The organism is Maricaulis maris (assembly GCF_003634045.1).
Classification (GTDB): domain Bacteria; phylum Pseudomonadota; class Alphaproteobacteria; order Caulobacterales; family Maricaulaceae; genus Maricaulis; species Maricaulis maris.
Genome location: NZ_RBIM01000003.1, coordinates 246,158 through 260,908, shown reverse-complemented (window position 1 = coordinate 260,908; position 14,751 = coordinate 246,158). Strand labels below are relative to the sequence as shown.

The following is a 14,751-nucleotide window of genomic DNA, read 5'->3' as shown; positions in this document are numbered from 1 at the left end:
GATCAGGCCTTCGGCCCGATCATCTTTTCCGGACGCACGATCTCGTCGAACTGTTCGCCGGTGACAAAGCCCAGCTTGACCGCTTCCTCGCGCAGCGTGGTGCCGTTCTTGTGGGCGGTCTTGGCGACGATGGTGGCATTGTCATAGCCGATGGTGGAGTTGAGCGCGGTGACCAGCATCAGCGAGCGCTCCATCAGCGCGGTGATATTGTCCTCGCGGGCCTGGATGCCGACCACGCACTTGTCGGTGAAGGTGTTGGCAGCGTCGGCCAGCAGGCGGATCGACTGCAGCACGTTGAAGATGATCACCGGCTTGAAGACATTGAGCTCGAAATGACCCTGTGAGCCGGCAAAGCTCACCGTGGTGTTATTGCCCATCACCTGGGCGCAGACCATGGTCATCGCCTCGCACTGGGTCGGGTTGACCTTGCCCGGCATGATCGACGAGCCCGGCTCGTTCTCCGGCAGGGCGATCTCGCCGAGGCCCGAGCGCGGGCCGGAGCCCAGCAGGCGGATATCATTGGCGATCTTGAACAGGGAGACGGCAGCCGAATTGAGCGTGCCATGCGCCTCGACCAGCGCGTCCTTGGTTGCCAGCGCTTCGAACTTGTTCGGCGCGGTAACGAATTTCAGCTTGGTCAGCGCCGCGACTTCATCGGCGAAGGTTTCCGCAAATCCCGGCAGGGTGTTGAGACCGGTGCCGACAGCCGTGCCGCCTTGAGCTAGCTCGAGCAGGGCCGGCAGGGCCGCCTCGATGCGCCGGATCGCATTGCCGACCATGGCGACATAGCCGGAGAATTCCTGACCCAGTGTCAGCGGGGTGGCATCCTGCAAATGCGTCCGGCCGATCTTGATGATGTCCTTGAAGGCATTCGCCTTGTCGTTGAGTGCATTATGCAGCTTCTGCAAGGCCGGCAGCAGGGCATGGGTGATCTCTTCGGCGGCGGCGATATGCATCGCCGTCGGGAAGGTGTCGTTCGAGGACTGGGACCGGTTCACATGGTCATTCGGGTGGATCGGATCCTTCGAGCCGACCACGCCGCCGAGCATCTGAATAGCGCGGTTGGAGACCACTTCATTGGTGTTCATGTTGGACTGTGTGCCGGAGCCGGTCTGCCAGACAGACAAGGGGAAATGATCATTCCACTTGCCCTCGGCGACCTCGAGTGCGGCGGCGGCGATGGCGTCGGCCTCGCGGGCCTCCATATTGCCCAGCTTCTTGTTGGCCAGGGCAGCGGAACGCTTGACGATGCCCAGGGCCCGGATCAGCGGAACCGGCATGGTCTCGACGCCGATCGGGAAGTTGATCAGCGAGCGGGCGGTCTGCGCGCCAAAGAGTTTTTCGGACGGGACTTCAAGCGGTCCAAAGCTGTCGGTTTCGGTGCGCATCTCGCTCATCAGGGGAGGCTCCTTGCAGCGCCATGGGCGCGGGTCGATGATGGTGACGGTTGATTCGAACGTGTATCACTCGCACATGAACGATCAAGACGATGATGCGCATCGCCGGGGGGCGTGACGCAAATCCGGGTAACAGGTAGAGGGCCAATCCGTGATGGGGAGGTTGCAGGCGACCATGTCTGGCGATGAACTCAGTCTGCGCGTTGATGCCGTCACCACGCAGACCCGGCGATTCAGGTCGCTGATCGGCGAGTTCTTCCGCCTTGAATTCAAGCGCGCGCGTCCGACATGGGGGCCGTATGAGGTCTGTATCGAGATCCAGCGCCCGCCCGGCAGTTCGGCTCATGATGTCGACAATGTCGCCAAGGCGGTGCTGGACGCACTGACTGGTGTCGTCTTCCACGATGACAGCCAGGTCGAACGCCTGTTGGTGACCAAGATCGACGGCGACAGCCCGCGAATTTCCGTGACGGCGCGGCCAATGCAGGAAGTCCGGGTGCTCGAAGACGCCTGATGGGCCTGTCGCGCACGGCGTGTCGTCGCCGCACGCTTTTGCGAGCGAGGGCGACCGCGCCAGCCCTTGCCTCCGGGACACAGCTTTGCTTTGCTGGTGGCATCAGGGGGAATAATCATGAAACGCATGAGTTTGGCTGCCGTGCTCGCGGCAGGCGTCGGTATGGGCGCGATCGCGATGGCGCAGGATGCTGTCTACACCTACACCGATGAGCGAGGCAGCTGTGCCGGTCAGGAGCTGGTTTCCGACGATGAGCGTGTCACCTATGTCCAGGCGTGTGACGGGGTTGCCGGCTGGCGCTGGATTGCCGAAGCGTCCGAGCACGGCCAGACGTCGCGCTTCAGTGATCGCAATGATCCGGAAACGGGTGGCCAGTATGGCGGCTATATCGGCAATTTCGGCCAGTATCACACGGTGATCGAATGGCGCGTCGGCGTGACCGGCACGCCCTATGCCACCATCCATCGCTACATCTCCGCCACCTTCGAGACCGGTGAGCCGGAACGTCAGGAAACCCTGATCGTCACCGCGCTGCGACCGGGCGGGACGCCAACCTCCTGTCATGTCGGCTATGTCGATGCCTCAGCGGTCGCGGATGCCAACCGGATTGCCCGTGACATGGCCGATCAATTGGCGTCGGATTTCGACTGTGACAGCGGTGAGATCTGGGTCGTCGATGCCGCCTCGCCGAGCCTCGACGCGGCGCTGGCGAACGGCTCGACCCGGTCGTCGCACTAGGACCGACAGGCCCGCGCCCTGTCAGCCACGTCCGCCGGCCAGCTTGCCTGCCTCCGGCCGGGCGCGCAGGCGGGCCATTGCCCAGACACCGACCGCCGGGCCGATTGCCAGCGGCGCGAAGCCCCAATTCCAGCCCACCCAACCGATCCAGGCGCCAAGCGCCTGTACCGTGATGACGGTGAGGGCAAAGCCCATCGCGGTCTGCAGGGTGAGCAGGGTGCCGGTGCGCTCGGGCGGGGCAAGCTCGGTTATGGCGGCCGAAAATTGTGCGCTGTCGGCGATCACGGCCATGCCCCAGACGATCAGCAGTGGCAGCATGATCCACGGCGGCAAGCCGAACGCCGGGCCGACCAGAAGGGCGCAACTGCCGGAGATGGCCAGCGCCAGCATCGCGATCCGGGTTCGACCGAGCCGGTCGGCAAGACGACCGGCTGCGAGGCAGGCGAGGGCGCCACTGGCGACCACGACGAAGGCGGTCAGATCGCCCAGCCGGGCCGGCGCGTCATATTGCTGCCAGTAGGCGTGCGCAAACGGGCCGATCCAGGCCCACATCGCATACAGCTCCCACATATGCCCCAGATAGCCCAGATTGGTCAGGCGCAAGGCCGGATCGCGGATCGCGAGCAGGGCGGCGCCGGGGTCGAATGGTGCGGCTGGTCGCAGGCCCGGTCCGCCGCGGGCGAACAGGATCGCCGCGGCCGCCAGCAGGGCCGCCAGCGCTGATGCCGCGAAGGGCAGGCGCCAGTCCGGCACTGCATTGGCGAGGTTGAAGGCAAAGGGCAGGGCCGAACCCAGGGTCAGGGCGCCGACCAGAAGACCGACCAGGAAGCCGGCATCGCCACGCGCCCAACTGGCGGCCAGCTTCATCCCGACCGGATAGACAAGCGCGAGCGCGGCTCCGGCAACCATCCGGCTGGCAATCATGGCGATGCCGCCGGGGTCCAGCATCAGGGCGAGGAGATTGGCCAGGGCAGCGATAATGGCGCCTGCCGCAAACAGGCGCTGCGGGACAATGCGGTCGGCAAGGCCGAGCCCGGCGCTGGCCAGGGCACCGGCCACGAAACCCAATTGCACGCTGCTGGTGAGCATGGCCTGCCGCAGCGGGCTGATCGCGGCGGCGTCGATCAGGGCCGGCAGGGCGGCCGCGCCTGCGAACCAGATGGACAGGGCGAGGATTTGCGACAGGGCGATCAGGCAAAGCGCAGCGCGCTTGCCGGGCAGGGAGGCGGGCGCCGGCGGGGCCGCTGTCACGGTTTGGCGGCGGGTTTTACCCGGCGGACCTGACAGGTCGCGCTGGCCTTGGCGGCGATCTCGCCGGCGGGTGTCCACACCGTGCCCTCCATGAAGGCGACGCGGCCGCCAATGCGCATGGCTTCGCCGCGCGCCCGACACGGCTCAACCGGGAGCGGATTGTAATAGCTGGTCTTGATTTCCAAGGTCGGCACGCCGCAGGTGAAGCGTTCGGCGATCAGGACCGACAGCGACATCACCTCGTCCAGCATGGCGGTGATGATGCCGCCCTGGACACTGCCGCGCAGATTGGCGAGTTGCGGGGTCGGGTTGAAGCGGGCCTCGATCCAGCGTTCCTCAATCGAAAGATCGACCAGTTCGAAACCCAGAAGGGTGGAGACATTGGTGCGAACGTCGCGTGATGTCAGGCGCTGGCGGATCTCGTCCGCGTCCAAGGGTTGCGGGGGCGGACCCTCCACCAGATCGGGGGCCAGCAAAAAGGGCCGTTCACTCACTTCTTGCGGAAGCTGTCGAGGCTGACGACCTGGGCGCCATCGCCAGTGTCACCGGACCCGCTGCCGGTGGCGTCGCCCTTGCCCTTTTTCGGCTTGGGATCATCGCCCGGGAAGCCGGTCTCGTCCTCGGTGCCTTCATGCTCGAACTGGAGATGGAAGCCGACGCTGGGGTCGTGGAAGCGCGAGATCGCGGAATAGGGCATTTTCAGATATTTCGGCACGCCGGAGAATTTCAGCGTCACCTCAAAACCGGTGTCGGTGACATTGAGGTCCCAGAACTGGTGTTCGAGCACGATCGTCATCTCTTCCGGGTATTTTTCCAGCAGGGTCGGGTCGATATCGACACCCGGCGCGGTCGTCCGGAAGGTGATGTAGAAATGGTGCGGACCGGGCAGGCCTTCAGGGGCCGCTGCCTTGAGCAGGGCCTGGCGCACAACGCCGCGTAGCGCGTCCTGCGCCATCAGGTCGTAGCGCATCAGGTCTTTGGCCATGTTGTACTCCCCCGGGTATCCCTGTCGAAGGGTACTCCAAGCCTCAAAGAGGTCAACGAGGAAGGGCGGCGCCTCTGCACATGGTGAACAGGGTGTTTACGGATGGGCGGTGTCCGGTCGACAGGCGTCGGGCCGCACAGGTCGGGGCGTCGATGATGAGGGTAAGTGGAGGCTTCTGTTGCCAGGCGCCTCCGGGCCCCGCCTATACCGGCTAAAGGGTATAGGAGTTTAGTGCGAGATTACCCGCGCTGACTACGCAGCGAGAGCGACCTCTTCAGCAAAGTTGTCGTTGGCAACTCTGAAAATGAGCCTGTAAGGGGCCTCACCCCGGCGAAAGCCATCTTCTTTACCCGTCCGTCGATCCTGTTTCGGCCCCAGGCATGTCCGCCAACGCAGAACAGTTATGGTGGAGCCGCCGGGTACTGCCCCCGGGTCCGGTCCGGTTATTACAAGCGCGTTTATCGCCATAGTCGGCAAGCCGACCTGTTTAATATAGGCCATCCGGCGGGTGGATTGAAGGGGGTAGCCCAGCGCCGTGCCCGATCCGCGGGTGACCCGGCGATGTGTCCCGAACGCGACAGGCGACTCCCGGTGTGAAACCGGACCGGCCGTGGGGCGCAAGCGGGCGCGCGGGACAACACCTTTGATTGCAAAGTTAAATCAACCCGGTTGTTCGGGTCATTCCGGCACGCTTGGGCGCGTGTCGCGGGGCGGACGTGATAGTCATATATTATAACTCATGACGATGGTGTGTGGACCCGTTTACGCCTCGTTCGCAAATACCCGCTTAGGTTATGATTAACAGGCTCGACTTTGGGGAGTGATTGGTCTGTGGCAACCATGAGGATGTTGACTATGGGACTTTTTGCTTCTTCTGACCGAGCCGTACTGAACGCGCTTCACAACGCCTACGCCGTGATCAGCTTCAGGCCTGACAGCACCATAATCGAAGCCAATGCCAATTTTTGCCAGGTGATGGGCTATCAGCCTGACGAGATCATCGGCCGCAAACATCGCATGTTCGTGCAGGATGGCGACGCTGACAGCGAGTCCTATATCCGTTTCTGGGACGATCTGCGCGCCGGCAAATTCCATTCCGAAGAATTCTGCCGTATCCGCAAGGACGGCCAGTCGGTCTGGATCCAGGCGACCTACAACCCGGTGACCGATAGTGCCGGCAAGGTGGTGCGGATTGTCAAACTGGCCTCGGACATCACCGAGAGCCGGGTCCGGCGTTTCAAGTTCCAGAGCACGATGGAAGCCATCGAGCGTTCCCAGGCGATGATCCGGTTCGACATGCAGGGCAATGTCCTGGCCGCCAATGCGGCGTTCGGTGAGGCGATGGGGTATTCCCCCGCCGAGGTGGAGGGGCAGCACCACGCCATTTTCTGTGATCCGGAGCATGTCAGGACCGCGGCCTATCGCGAATTCTGGGAAAGCTTGCGAGCCGGAAACTTCCAGTCTGGCGAGTATTGCCGCTACCGCAAGGATGGTTCCGAAATTTGGCTCCAGGCGACCTACAATCCGGTCGTTGATCTTGATGGCAAGCCGATCAGTGTCATCAAGCTGGCGATCGATGTGACGGCGTCGGTGCATGCGCGCCAACACCGTGACCACGTGCGTCAACAGGTCGGCAAGGGGCTGGAGACGGTTTCCCGAAACATCGCCGAGGCTGGCACCAAGACAACGTCGGCATCGACCGCATCGGGAAAGGCGGCGCAGATGGTCCAGAGTGTCGCTGCGGCAGCCGAGGAATTGTCGGCCTCGTTCCAGGAGGTCGGGCAGCAAGTGACCGGAGCCCTCAATGTTGCCAAGGAGGCGGTCGGCGAGACCCGGCAGACCGCGGACGTCATGGATACGCTGTCGACGGCGGCGCAATCGATCGGCCAGGTGGTCGAGTTGATCAATTCCATTGCCGAGCAGACCAATCTTCTTGCCCTCAACGCTACCATCGAGGCGGCCCGGGCGGGCGAAGCCGGCAAGGGTTTTGCGGTCGTGGCGTCCGAGGTGAAAAATCTCGCCGGCCAGACCGCCAATGCAATCGAGAACATCACCAAGCAGATCACCGCGGTACAGGACAATACTGCTGGCGCGGTGCAGGCCATCACGCGGATCGGCAGCGTCATCGGCCAGATCGAGGAGATCGCCTCGGGCATCTCCGCGGCGGTGGAGGAACAGGTCGCCGTGACCCAGGACATCAGCCGCAATATGGGCGAGGCGGCGTCTGATGTGTCGCTGGTATCCGATGCCGTCACTGAAATCGCGCGTGGCAATGAGGCCCTGCAGGTCTCGGCCAATGAGATCGCCGCCGCCGCGCAGTCGCTGTCGGAAAGCCGGGCCGCCTGACACCCGGATACCCGGGAGACCGGACATCCAGGAAGCGGGCGGGCGCCGGGCAATGACGCGCCATGGTGTTCGTGGACCGCGATTCCGCCTATCCTGCCGGCAATTGTCGGGACGAGGTCTCCATGTTGCAATCAATCGGCGGGGCGGCATTTGCTCGCCTGCTGGGTGCTGTCATCCTGATCCGGGCGCTCTATGCGCTCGGTGTGTGGGGGTTTGGTGTTGCGGTGTTCGCCGGATGGGTTGTGACCGATCCGGTGATGACAGTCTTTTTCGCCAGCGGTCCGCCCCTGATGCTGCTGCCCTGGCTGGGTTATGTGCTGGGCTATGGCGCGGCGGCGGCCCTGCTCTGGCTGGGCCGGCCCGGCGCCGCACTGGGCTGTTACGCCAGCGCCTTTATCGTCGATACCGCGATCTGGATCGCCTACACCTCGATCCGGCTGCCGGATGTCAGCAATACCGTCTGGACCGGGTTTGCTGATCTCGTCACCAATATGGTCGATCTCATCGTGCTGGCGGTCCTGGCCCTCCTTCTGGTCCGGCGGCTGCAGGCGCGGAGCTGAGACCTGTCCGTCCGCTCGTCCCTGGAGGCCGACCGTTCCGGTGCAGCTGCAGCCTGCCCCGGTGCTGGAATCGCGTTAGCGATTGGCGATGTCCAAGCTCTACTTCACCTATTCCGCGATGAATGCGGGCAAGTCGGCGATCTTGCTGCAGGCGGCGCACAACTACCGCGAACGCGGTATGCAGGTCATGCTGTGGACCTCGGTTCACCACGCCGCTGCGCCGTCCGACACCATGGGCGAGATCGAATCCCGCATCGGCCTGCGTGCGCCGGCCCACATCTACCGGCCCGATACCGCCGTTTTCGCCGCCATTGCCGCGCGCCAGGCCGACGGTCCCCTCGACGCTGTATTTCTCGATGAGGCGCAATTTCTCACGGCCGACCAGGTGCTTGATCTGGCCCGTGTGGTCGATGATCTCGGCCTGCCGGTGCTGTGTTACGGGTTGCGCACTGATTTTCGCGGCGCACTTTTCCCCGGCTCGGCCCAGTTACTGGCCTTGGCCGATCATCTGCGTGAAGTCCGCACCGTCTGCCATTGCGGCCGCAAGGCGACCATGAATTTGCGCCGCGATGCGTCCGGCACGGCCATTGCGGAAGGCGAACAGGTCGCCGTCGAAAAGTCAGACTATGTGTCCCTGTGCCGCAAACATTTCCGCGAGGCCCTGGCGGGATAGGGCGTTGAGATGTTGTGGCAGGCGCGCGGCGGGGCGAAACCGGTCGCGGGTTCGTGTGACGGCCAGGCGAGGCGAGGTTTGGCGTGCCGATCAATTCGCGGAAACTGTGCTGCCCCCCGCGCATGCGCGGCGGGGGGCAGGCTGATTGTCTAGAGATTGACCTGAAGCGAAACACCAAAGGTCTGAGGCGGCTCAAGAGCCCGGCGCATGGAGGCCGGTGCCGTGACTTCAGGACCGACCCTCAGCCAATAGACCTCATCGAAGACATTGCGCGCCCAGGCCGACAGGCTCCACCGGTCATCCGGGGACAGATAGGTCACGCGTAGATCCGTCCGGTCCCAAGCGGGGGCGTGGATGTCCTGATCATTGGAAACCCTTTCGTCCTGCCAGACATAGTCACCCCGGAAGATCAGCGTGCCCTGCGGGATGGCCTGCACGTATTGGCCGCTCAGGGAGGTGGTCCATTCAGGAATCCCCCGCATCCGCTCGCCGTCGCGAACCCGCAATGCGCCTTGTTCGAACACGGTGAAGTCCTTGAACGTGGCGTCTATATAGGCGGTCGATCCCGACAGGGTGAGGTTGGGCGTCGGAGACCAGGAATACTCGAGTTCAAACCCGGTCACTTCCGCGTTGGCGGCATTGGCGGTGAAGGGGCTGCCGATATCCGGGACCGCCGAAATCTGCAGGTCCTGGTAGTCCGTTTGGTAGATGGCGCCGTTGATCCGGAGCCGGTTGTCGAACAGGTCCGACCGCCAGCCGAGCTCGATCTGTTCGGCATATTCCGGCTCGAAACCCATGAGCGCATCGGCATTGGTCACGGGCTGGCCGTTGAAACCGCCACTTTTGAAGCCCTGGGCCAGATTGAAGTACAGCAGGATGTTGCTGGACACGTCATAGTCCAGTCCGAACCGGAAGGAGGTGTCCTCCCAGGTGCGGGAGGTGCGGGCATCAATGACCTCTTCAATCAGCGGGTTGCCCGGCCCCTCAGAGCCTTGGGGTATACCTTCGCCGGTCGCGGAGAAATCCTTGGTCTCGCGGGTCCAGCGCGCACCGACCGTGACGCCGAGCCGGTCTGTCAGGTCATAGCTGGCCTGCCCGTAGGCCGCGAAGGCGTCGGTTTCCACCGCATGTGTGACGGATGTGCCGGCAATGCCGAACGGGGCAAAGAGCGGCAGTTCGAACAGCACGTGCTTGTCGGCTTCTTCGTGGAAATGGAACAGTCCGGAAGTCCAGTGCAGACGGCCCCCCATCGATGCGGATCCACCGTCCGTCGATGATAACCGCAGCTCGGCCGTGCGAGAATCCGACCGTTCGGCCTGCTGCTCCGCGACCTGCGACAGCGGTGAGCCGTCAATATCCTCGCGGAAAAACGTCTCACTCGACCGCACGCCCGCGATGGCCACGAATGTCGTCGCCTCGCCCTCAAGGGTGAAGCGTCCCATATAGCCGTGGGCATCCAGCCATTCATTGCCGGGGTCATCGACATTGGCCGAGAAGACCGGGTCGCTCGGGGGGACCTCGACCGTGATGTCACGCATCTGGAACGGGCCGTCCGGGCCGACGCTCTTGAGGTTCGGGCCGGGCCGGGTCTCTTCCATATCCGCGCTCAACAGGAGTTCCGAATGGGTCGTGGGGGTCCAGCGCAGTGTCAGGCGCGCGGCGGTGGTGTCGATACGGCGGCCATCCTGCCCGTCGAAAAGATTGGTCATATAGCCGTCGCGTTGCCGGCTCATTGCCGAGACGCCGATAAAGAGGCGGTCTTCGACAAGGGGGCCGCTGGCATAGCCGCCGAGATTGATGGCTCCCAGATTGCCGACCTCCGCGTTGAGCGTGCTTTCAAACGTGTTGGACGGCTTCCGGGTGATGATGTTGATCGAACCGCCGATCGTGTTGCGGCCGAACAGGGTGCCCTGGGGCCCTTTGAGGACTTCGACGCGTTCGACATCGAGCATGGACAGGTTGGCGCTGGACGCGCGTGGAAGATAGACGTCGTCCAGAAACACGCCAACGCCGGAATCCGACGAGACGTCGTCATTGGCAAAGCCGATGCCGCGAATGGAGTAAGCCGGATTGTTCACTTGTGATGATGTGATGGACAGGCCGGCAACGAAGTCCTGCAAGCCCTGGGTCGACTGGACGCCGCGCTCTTCCAGTTCGCCGCCGCCCACAACCGTGAGCGAGATTGCAACGTCCTGAACGTCCTGTTCCCGGCGTTGGGCGGTCACGACGATCCGGTCGACCTGCGCGTCGTCAGTGTGGGTGTCATCATCCTGCGACCAGGCGAGCGGCGCCGGACCCGTTGCGACGGCGAGCGCCGTCAGGCCGACGCCCAGGATCAACCGGGATTTGCTGGAAACGGGCCGGCGGCGGTGAACCGGTCGGCAATCAATGTTCGTGTTCAAGGTCTAAGTCTCCCCTCAACGCCGTCACCCTGTTCCGGGGCGGCTGTTTTGTGTTCCGGCCACCTCCCGATTCGTGCGGATGAATGACCAGGGGGCGAGGCAACTAGCCACGGAGTACCGCTTCCATCTTGATTGCACGGGCGGACCCGCAATTTTCACCAACCTTGCCCAAGTCCCGTTGATGTCGCCCGAACGGACAAGAAATGGCCCGGTTGGCGACGTGTGCGGTGACCACGTCAGGTGATGCAGGCGTTCAGGACAATGGGAGGTCGAGCTTTTTCACGCTTTCGACATGCGGGCGGCTGACCGGTATTCGCCGATTGTCGAGGGTCTCGACATACCAGCGACGTCCGTCCCGTCGGACCGCGGCAATGGCATGGCGGGCAATCCAGAAGGAGCGGTGCACCTGGAGCCCGTCCTGGCTCGCCAGCTCCGCGAGCGCGTCACCGAAACGGTAGTGCACCATTTCCGCGCCGGTATCGGTGTGCACAAGCACATAGTGTTGTTGCGCCTCGACCATGTTGATGACCTGCGCGCGCCCCTTGCCCAGCCTGGACAGAAGTCCGTCCGCGCTGCCGGTCTGCGACAGGGGTTGATCAAGGCGCGCTTGCGTCGATGGGCCCGCTGCCCGGCGCAGCCCGCTTTGGCGCACTGCGATCAGTATTGGCGCAAGCGCCAGGGAGGGAAGAGCCAGAACTTGGACTTCATGGACGGTCTCGGCAGCAAAGGTCGCTATGCGGTCCCACGCCAGGTGATCGGGGATGGCCAGAACGTCCGACATTCCAAGAACGACATCCAGTCCTGACGAGAAGGGGGCCGCGATGATCGCCCCCAGCAGCCCCGACAAGACCGCCTGAACCGGAACAGGCGCGGACGCGATACGCGCATTCCGCAGCAGGCCGGTCAGCGCCGCAGTCACCCCGCCCCACAGGCACACAAGTTCCATCGCCAGAAAAAGCGCGGCCGGCCGGCCAGTCAGGGCTTGCAGCGGCGGCGCCTGGACGGCCACGAAAACAAGCAAAAGGATCGCTGGAGGAACCAGCCACCCCCCGCCACGCAGTTGATCCTGCAATCGGGTTTCGCTTGTCGGGTACATCACATGCCGATGCTCCCTGCTTACCCAGGCCACGTCAAGCCGCGTTGTCCTTGTTCAATAGGGACAGCGCAATCTCCCGGTTCGAACGGCTGACGGGAATGCGCGACCTGTCTTTCAGGACGATTTCGAGCTGGCGTCCGCGCCGGATCACCGTCTGGACGCCGCATCGGGACACCCAGTGCGAGCGGTGTACCGCAGCGCCATCGATCGCCGCCACATCCTGCAAGGCGTCGGAAAACCGGTAACGCAGCCGGGCGCGCCCGGCGTCAGTGGTTACGAGGATATGATGGTGCTCGGCCTGAATGGCCCACAACTCCCCGCGACAGGACTCATCGAGCCGGTTGAAAAAACCGGCGCTGAAACGGCCGGGGTCCGAAGCGGCGACATGGCTCGAGGGCGCAGATACGTCGGCATCCTCACGGGTTTCGAGCGGCATGGGTTCGGACTCTTCCGGCAGACTGCCTGTCCGGCTGGTGATTGCTTGCCCGCGGCTCAACCGGCGCAGGTCCAGGACCGCGGCGGTCAGCACGGCTAGCCGGAGGCCGGCGGCCTGGGCCTCATTGAGCGTGGCGGCGGCAAACCCGGTCAGTCGCTCCCAGCTGTCACCGGTGGAGACCAAGGGGCGGTACTGGATCCCGAAGACAATATCGAGAATTTCGGCGAATGGCGCGAATATGACGATGGTCAACAGCGCGACGCCGGCACCGTGCACCAAGGGATGAATCACCGCGCGCCGGGCCAGGCCGTCGAACACGGCAATGCTCGTGAATGCGGCGCCCACGGCCAGGCCGAGTATTCCGATCCAGAACATGTAGGTCAGCAGGGGCGCGGCACCGGCCAGCGGACCGGCATTCAGGGTCGACTCCGCGACGACAATGGTCAGCCCCGAAAACCACAAGACGGGCCGCAAAACACGGTTTGAATTGTCACGCCAAGACGTCATGAACCAGTCCCCTCGACCCGAACGGTATCCCGAAACGGCAAGCGCGTTCAATTCGTGCGCAGATGATGCCAATCCGTGGAAAACCGGTATCCCCGCGCATCCGCCCCGCATTGGATATCTGTTCGGCCGGGTATCCGGCTGCGGCGGGGGACCTTTGCATGTCCGTACCGCTGGTCTCAAAAACTGCGATCAAGGACTCGATCATGGAGTTACTAAAGAAGCGGCAGAGCCTGGCGCATCGTCTCGGATGCGTTTGGGGAGGAATCGCCCTGGCGCTCGGACTGTCAGGTTTGGCCATGGCGGCCGACCCGGTCTCGACGCCCAGCTATACAGGGATGATCATCGAGCGGAATGTCGAAATCGTCACGCGCGACGGTACGACATTGCGCGGCGATGTCTTTCGTCCCGACACGGATGAAGCCTTGCCGGTCATCATGTCGATGACGGCCTATCAAAAGGACATGCCATGGCGGCCGTGGGAGGGCATTGATGCCCTGTCCACCGAAAACCAGAACTGGGAAACCCCGAATCCGGACCGGTGGGTGCCCTATGGCTATGTGATTGTGCGGGTTGATACCCGCGGCACCGGACAGTCACCCGGCATATTCGAACCGCTGTCGGCGCGCGAGGCGGAGGATTTTTATGACGCCATCGAGTGGGCCGGCGACCAATCCTGGAGCAATGGCAATGTCGGCCTGTCCGGCATTTCCTACATGGCGATCAACCAATGGCGGGTGGCCAGTCTTCAGCCCCCCTCGCTGCGGGCCATCATTCCCTGGGAGGGATTTTCCGACCAGTACCGCGACGGCGTGTTTCAAGGGGGAATCCTGAGCTACGCCTTCCTGGTCAACTGGTACAATGGTGTCATGTACGACAACATTCTGCGTGGCTGGGACAATAATGATCCTGATGCCTTCGGGAACAGCTTCCTGTTTGAACTGATGCGGCACCGTTTGGACGGTCCCTTCTGGGAGGCTCGCCGTCCGATCTGGGAAGATCTGACAGTACCGGTGCTCAGTGCCGGCAACTGGACCGGATTTTATGGCGCGCAGCACTTCCGCGGCAATACCGAAGGCTACAAGCTTGCGGCGTCGGAACACCGCTATTTGCGCATCCATACCGGCGGACACCAGGACGCGTTTTATTCGGAAGAGGGCTTCCAGACCCAGCTTGCCTTCTTTGATCATTGGCTGAAGGGCCACGATACCGGCCTGCTCGACGAGCCGCCGGTCCGTCTGGCCATCCGGAGAAGTGTGGCCGATCCGGCGGATTTCGAATGGCGCTCTGAAAATGAGTGGCCGATTGCGCGCACCGATTATCAGCGTCTTCACCTGACCTCGGACGGCGGGCTGTCACCGTCAGCGCCGGGGCGGACCGGACGTGTCGATTACATGTCGCCCGCGATCGATCAGCATGACGAGATCATTCCGGCCGGGATGGCGACCTTCGTGTCCGAACCCTTTGAGGCGGAAACTGAAATCACCGGCGAGATCATGGCCGGACTGTGGGTTTCCACCAGTCGGGACGACATGAATATTCACGCCGATGTCTACATCGTTCACCCGGACGGCACCGAGGAAAGGCTGACGCGTGGTCGTCTCCGCGCATCGCAGCGGCGTCTCGATCCGGAAATGTCGACACCGTCGCGGCCCTGGCTCGCGCACGACCGGATCGAACCCCTGGTCGCCGGCGAGGTCTATCCCGTCGAGTTCGAGATCTGGCCGACAAGCATGATCTTTTCACCGGGCTCGCGTGTGAAGCTCGTCATCGCGTCCGGCGCCTACCATACCCGCACATGGGACCGGCAAGAGCCGGAGGCGACCAACACCATCCATGTCGGAGGCGA

General features: G+C 63.4%; 13 protein-coding genes and 1 other RNA gene. 6 read left to right on the top strand and 8 right to left on the bottom strand.

Annotated elements, in window-relative coordinates:
• Nucleotides 1-2 precede the first annotated feature (2 nt).
• A complete protein-coding gene (gene fumC, locus C7435_RS07245) occupies nucleotides 3-1,397 on the bottom strand; it encodes a class II fumarate hydratase (protein WP_121210590.1) in 1,395 nt (464 codons plus the stop codon).
• A gap of 175 nt (nucleotides 1,398-1,572) precedes the next feature.
• Here fumC and C7435_RS07240 point away from each other — a divergent pair, with 175 nt between their 5' ends.
• Both C7435_RS07240 and C7435_RS07235 read left to right on the top strand, forming a co-directional pair.
• Complete coding sequence (locus C7435_RS07240) at nucleotides 1,573-1,911, top strand: RusA family crossover junction endodeoxyribonuclease (protein ID WP_075190390.1); 339 nt, start codon at nucleotides 1,573-1,575, stop codon at nucleotides 1,909-1,911.
• Between the two features lie 117 nt (nucleotides 1,912-2,028).
• Nucleotides 2,029-2,649 carry a hypothetical protein gene (locus C7435_RS07235; RefSeq protein WP_075190391.1) on the top strand — a complete coding sequence of 207 codons (621 nt, stop codon included), beginning with the start codon at nucleotides 2,029-2,031 and terminating at the stop codon, nucleotides 2,647-2,649.
• 21 nt (nucleotides 2,650-2,670) lie between these two features.
• Here C7435_RS07235 and C7435_RS07230 read toward each other — a convergent pair whose 3' ends face one another.
• The 4 genes from C7435_RS07230 to ssrA form a co-directional block, all read right to left on the bottom strand.
• Nucleotides 2,671-3,900: an MFS transporter gene (locus C7435_RS07230; protein ID WP_121210589.1), complete on the bottom strand. Its 1,230-nt coding sequence runs from the start codon at nucleotides 3,898-3,900 to the stop codon at nucleotides 2,671-2,673.
• The gene (locus C7435_RS07225) at nucleotides 3,897-4,394 is read right to left on the bottom strand and encodes a PaaI family thioesterase (protein WP_121210588.1); all 498 of its coding nucleotides are present in this window, start codon (nucleotides 4,392-4,394) and stop codon (nucleotides 3,897-3,899) included. Before C7435_RS07225 ends, C7435_RS07230 begins: the two co-directional genes overlap by 4 nt.
• Complete coding sequence (locus C7435_RS07220) at nucleotides 4,391-4,885, bottom strand: SspB family protein (protein WP_075190393.1); 495 nt, start codon at nucleotides 4,883-4,885, stop codon at nucleotides 4,391-4,393. Before C7435_RS07220 ends, C7435_RS07225 begins: the two co-directional genes overlap by 4 nt.
• Before the next feature lie 164 nt (nucleotides 4,886-5,049).
• Nucleotides 5,050-5,407: a transfer-messenger RNA gene (gene ssrA / locus C7435_RS07215) on the bottom strand.
• A gap of 333 nt (nucleotides 5,408-5,740) precedes the next feature.
• Between ssrA and C7435_RS07210 the strand changes: the two genes are divergently transcribed.
• The 3 genes from C7435_RS07210 (at nucleotide 5,741) to C7435_RS07200 (ending at nucleotide 8,464) form a co-directional block, all read left to right on the top strand.
• A complete protein-coding gene (locus C7435_RS07210) occupies nucleotides 5,741-7,231 on the top strand; it encodes a methyl-accepting chemotaxis protein (RefSeq protein WP_075190586.1) in 1,491 nt (496 codons plus the stop codon).
• A gap of 122 nt (nucleotides 7,232-7,353) precedes the next feature.
• Nucleotides 7,354-7,791 (top strand): hypothetical protein, encoded by a 438-nt coding sequence (locus C7435_RS07205; RefSeq protein ID WP_147422651.1) that lies wholly within the window; start codon nucleotides 7,354-7,356, stop codon nucleotides 7,789-7,791.
• Between the two features lie 88 nt (nucleotides 7,792-7,879).
• The gene (locus C7435_RS07200; RefSeq protein ID WP_121210585.1) at nucleotides 7,880-8,464 is read left to right on the top strand and encodes a thymidine kinase; all 585 of its coding nucleotides are present in this window, start codon (nucleotides 7,880-7,882) and stop codon (nucleotides 8,462-8,464) included.
• Between the two features lie 149 nt (nucleotides 8,465-8,613).
• Here C7435_RS07200 and C7435_RS07195 read toward each other — a convergent pair whose 3' ends face one another.
• The 3 genes from C7435_RS07195 to C7435_RS07185 all read right to left on the bottom strand — a co-directional run bounded on the left by C7435_RS07195 (nucleotide 8,614) and on the right by C7435_RS07185 (nucleotide 12,905).
• Nucleotides 8,614-10,866, bottom strand: a complete 2,253-nt coding sequence (locus C7435_RS07195; protein WP_121210584.1) for a TonB-dependent receptor — start codon at nucleotides 10,864-10,866, stop codon at nucleotides 8,614-8,616.
• A 253-nt stretch (nucleotides 10,867-11,119) separates the two neighbouring features.
• A complete protein-coding gene (locus C7435_RS07190; protein ID WP_233350703.1) occupies nucleotides 11,120-11,887 on the bottom strand; it encodes a LytTR family DNA-binding domain-containing protein in 768 nt (255 codons plus the stop codon).
• Nucleotides 11,888-11,996: 109 nt separating this feature from the next.
• The gene (locus tag C7435_RS07185; protein WP_170150378.1) at nucleotides 11,997-12,905 is read right to left on the bottom strand and encodes a LytTR family DNA-binding domain-containing protein; all 909 of its coding nucleotides are present in this window, start codon (nucleotides 12,903-12,905) and stop codon (nucleotides 11,997-11,999) included.
• Between the two features lie 158 nt (nucleotides 12,906-13,063).
• Between C7435_RS07185 and C7435_RS07180 the strand changes: the two genes are divergently transcribed.
• A partial coding sequence (locus tag C7435_RS07180) for a CocE/NonD family hydrolase (RefSeq protein ID WP_170150377.1) occupies nucleotides 13,064-14,751 on the top strand: 1,688 nt, incomplete at its 3' end.

Coding starts and splice junctions, on each gene's coding strand:
- C7435_RS07220 (WP_075190393.1), bottom strand. CDS start 4,885: ATGGCCAAAGACCTGATGCGCTACGACCTGATGGCGCAGGACGCGCTA.
- C7435_RS07240 (WP_075190390.1), top strand. CDS start 1,573: ATGTCTGGCGATGAACTCAGTCTGCGCGTTGATGCCGTCACCACGCAG.
- C7435_RS07205 (WP_147422651.1), top strand. CDS start 7,354: ATGTTGCAATCAATCGGCGGGGCGGCATTTGCTCGCCTGCTGGGTGCT.
- C7435_RS07210 (WP_075190586.1), top strand. CDS start 5,741: ATGGGACTTTTTGCTTCTTCTGACCGAGCCGTACTGAACGCGCTTCAC.
- C7435_RS07185 (WP_170150378.1), bottom strand. CDS start 12,905: ATGACGTCTTGGCGTGACAATTCAAACCGTGTTTTGCGGCCCGTCTTG.
- fumC (WP_121210590.1), bottom strand. CDS start 1,397: ATGAGCGAGATGCGCACCGAAACCGACAGCTTTGGACCGCTTGAAGTC.
- C7435_RS07200 (WP_121210585.1), top strand. CDS start 7,880: ATGTCCAAGCTCTACTTCACCTATTCCGCGATGAATGCGGGCAAGTCG.
- C7435_RS07235 (WP_075190391.1), top strand. CDS start 2,029: ATGAAACGCATGAGTTTGGCTGCCGTGCTCGCGGCAGGCGTCGGTATG.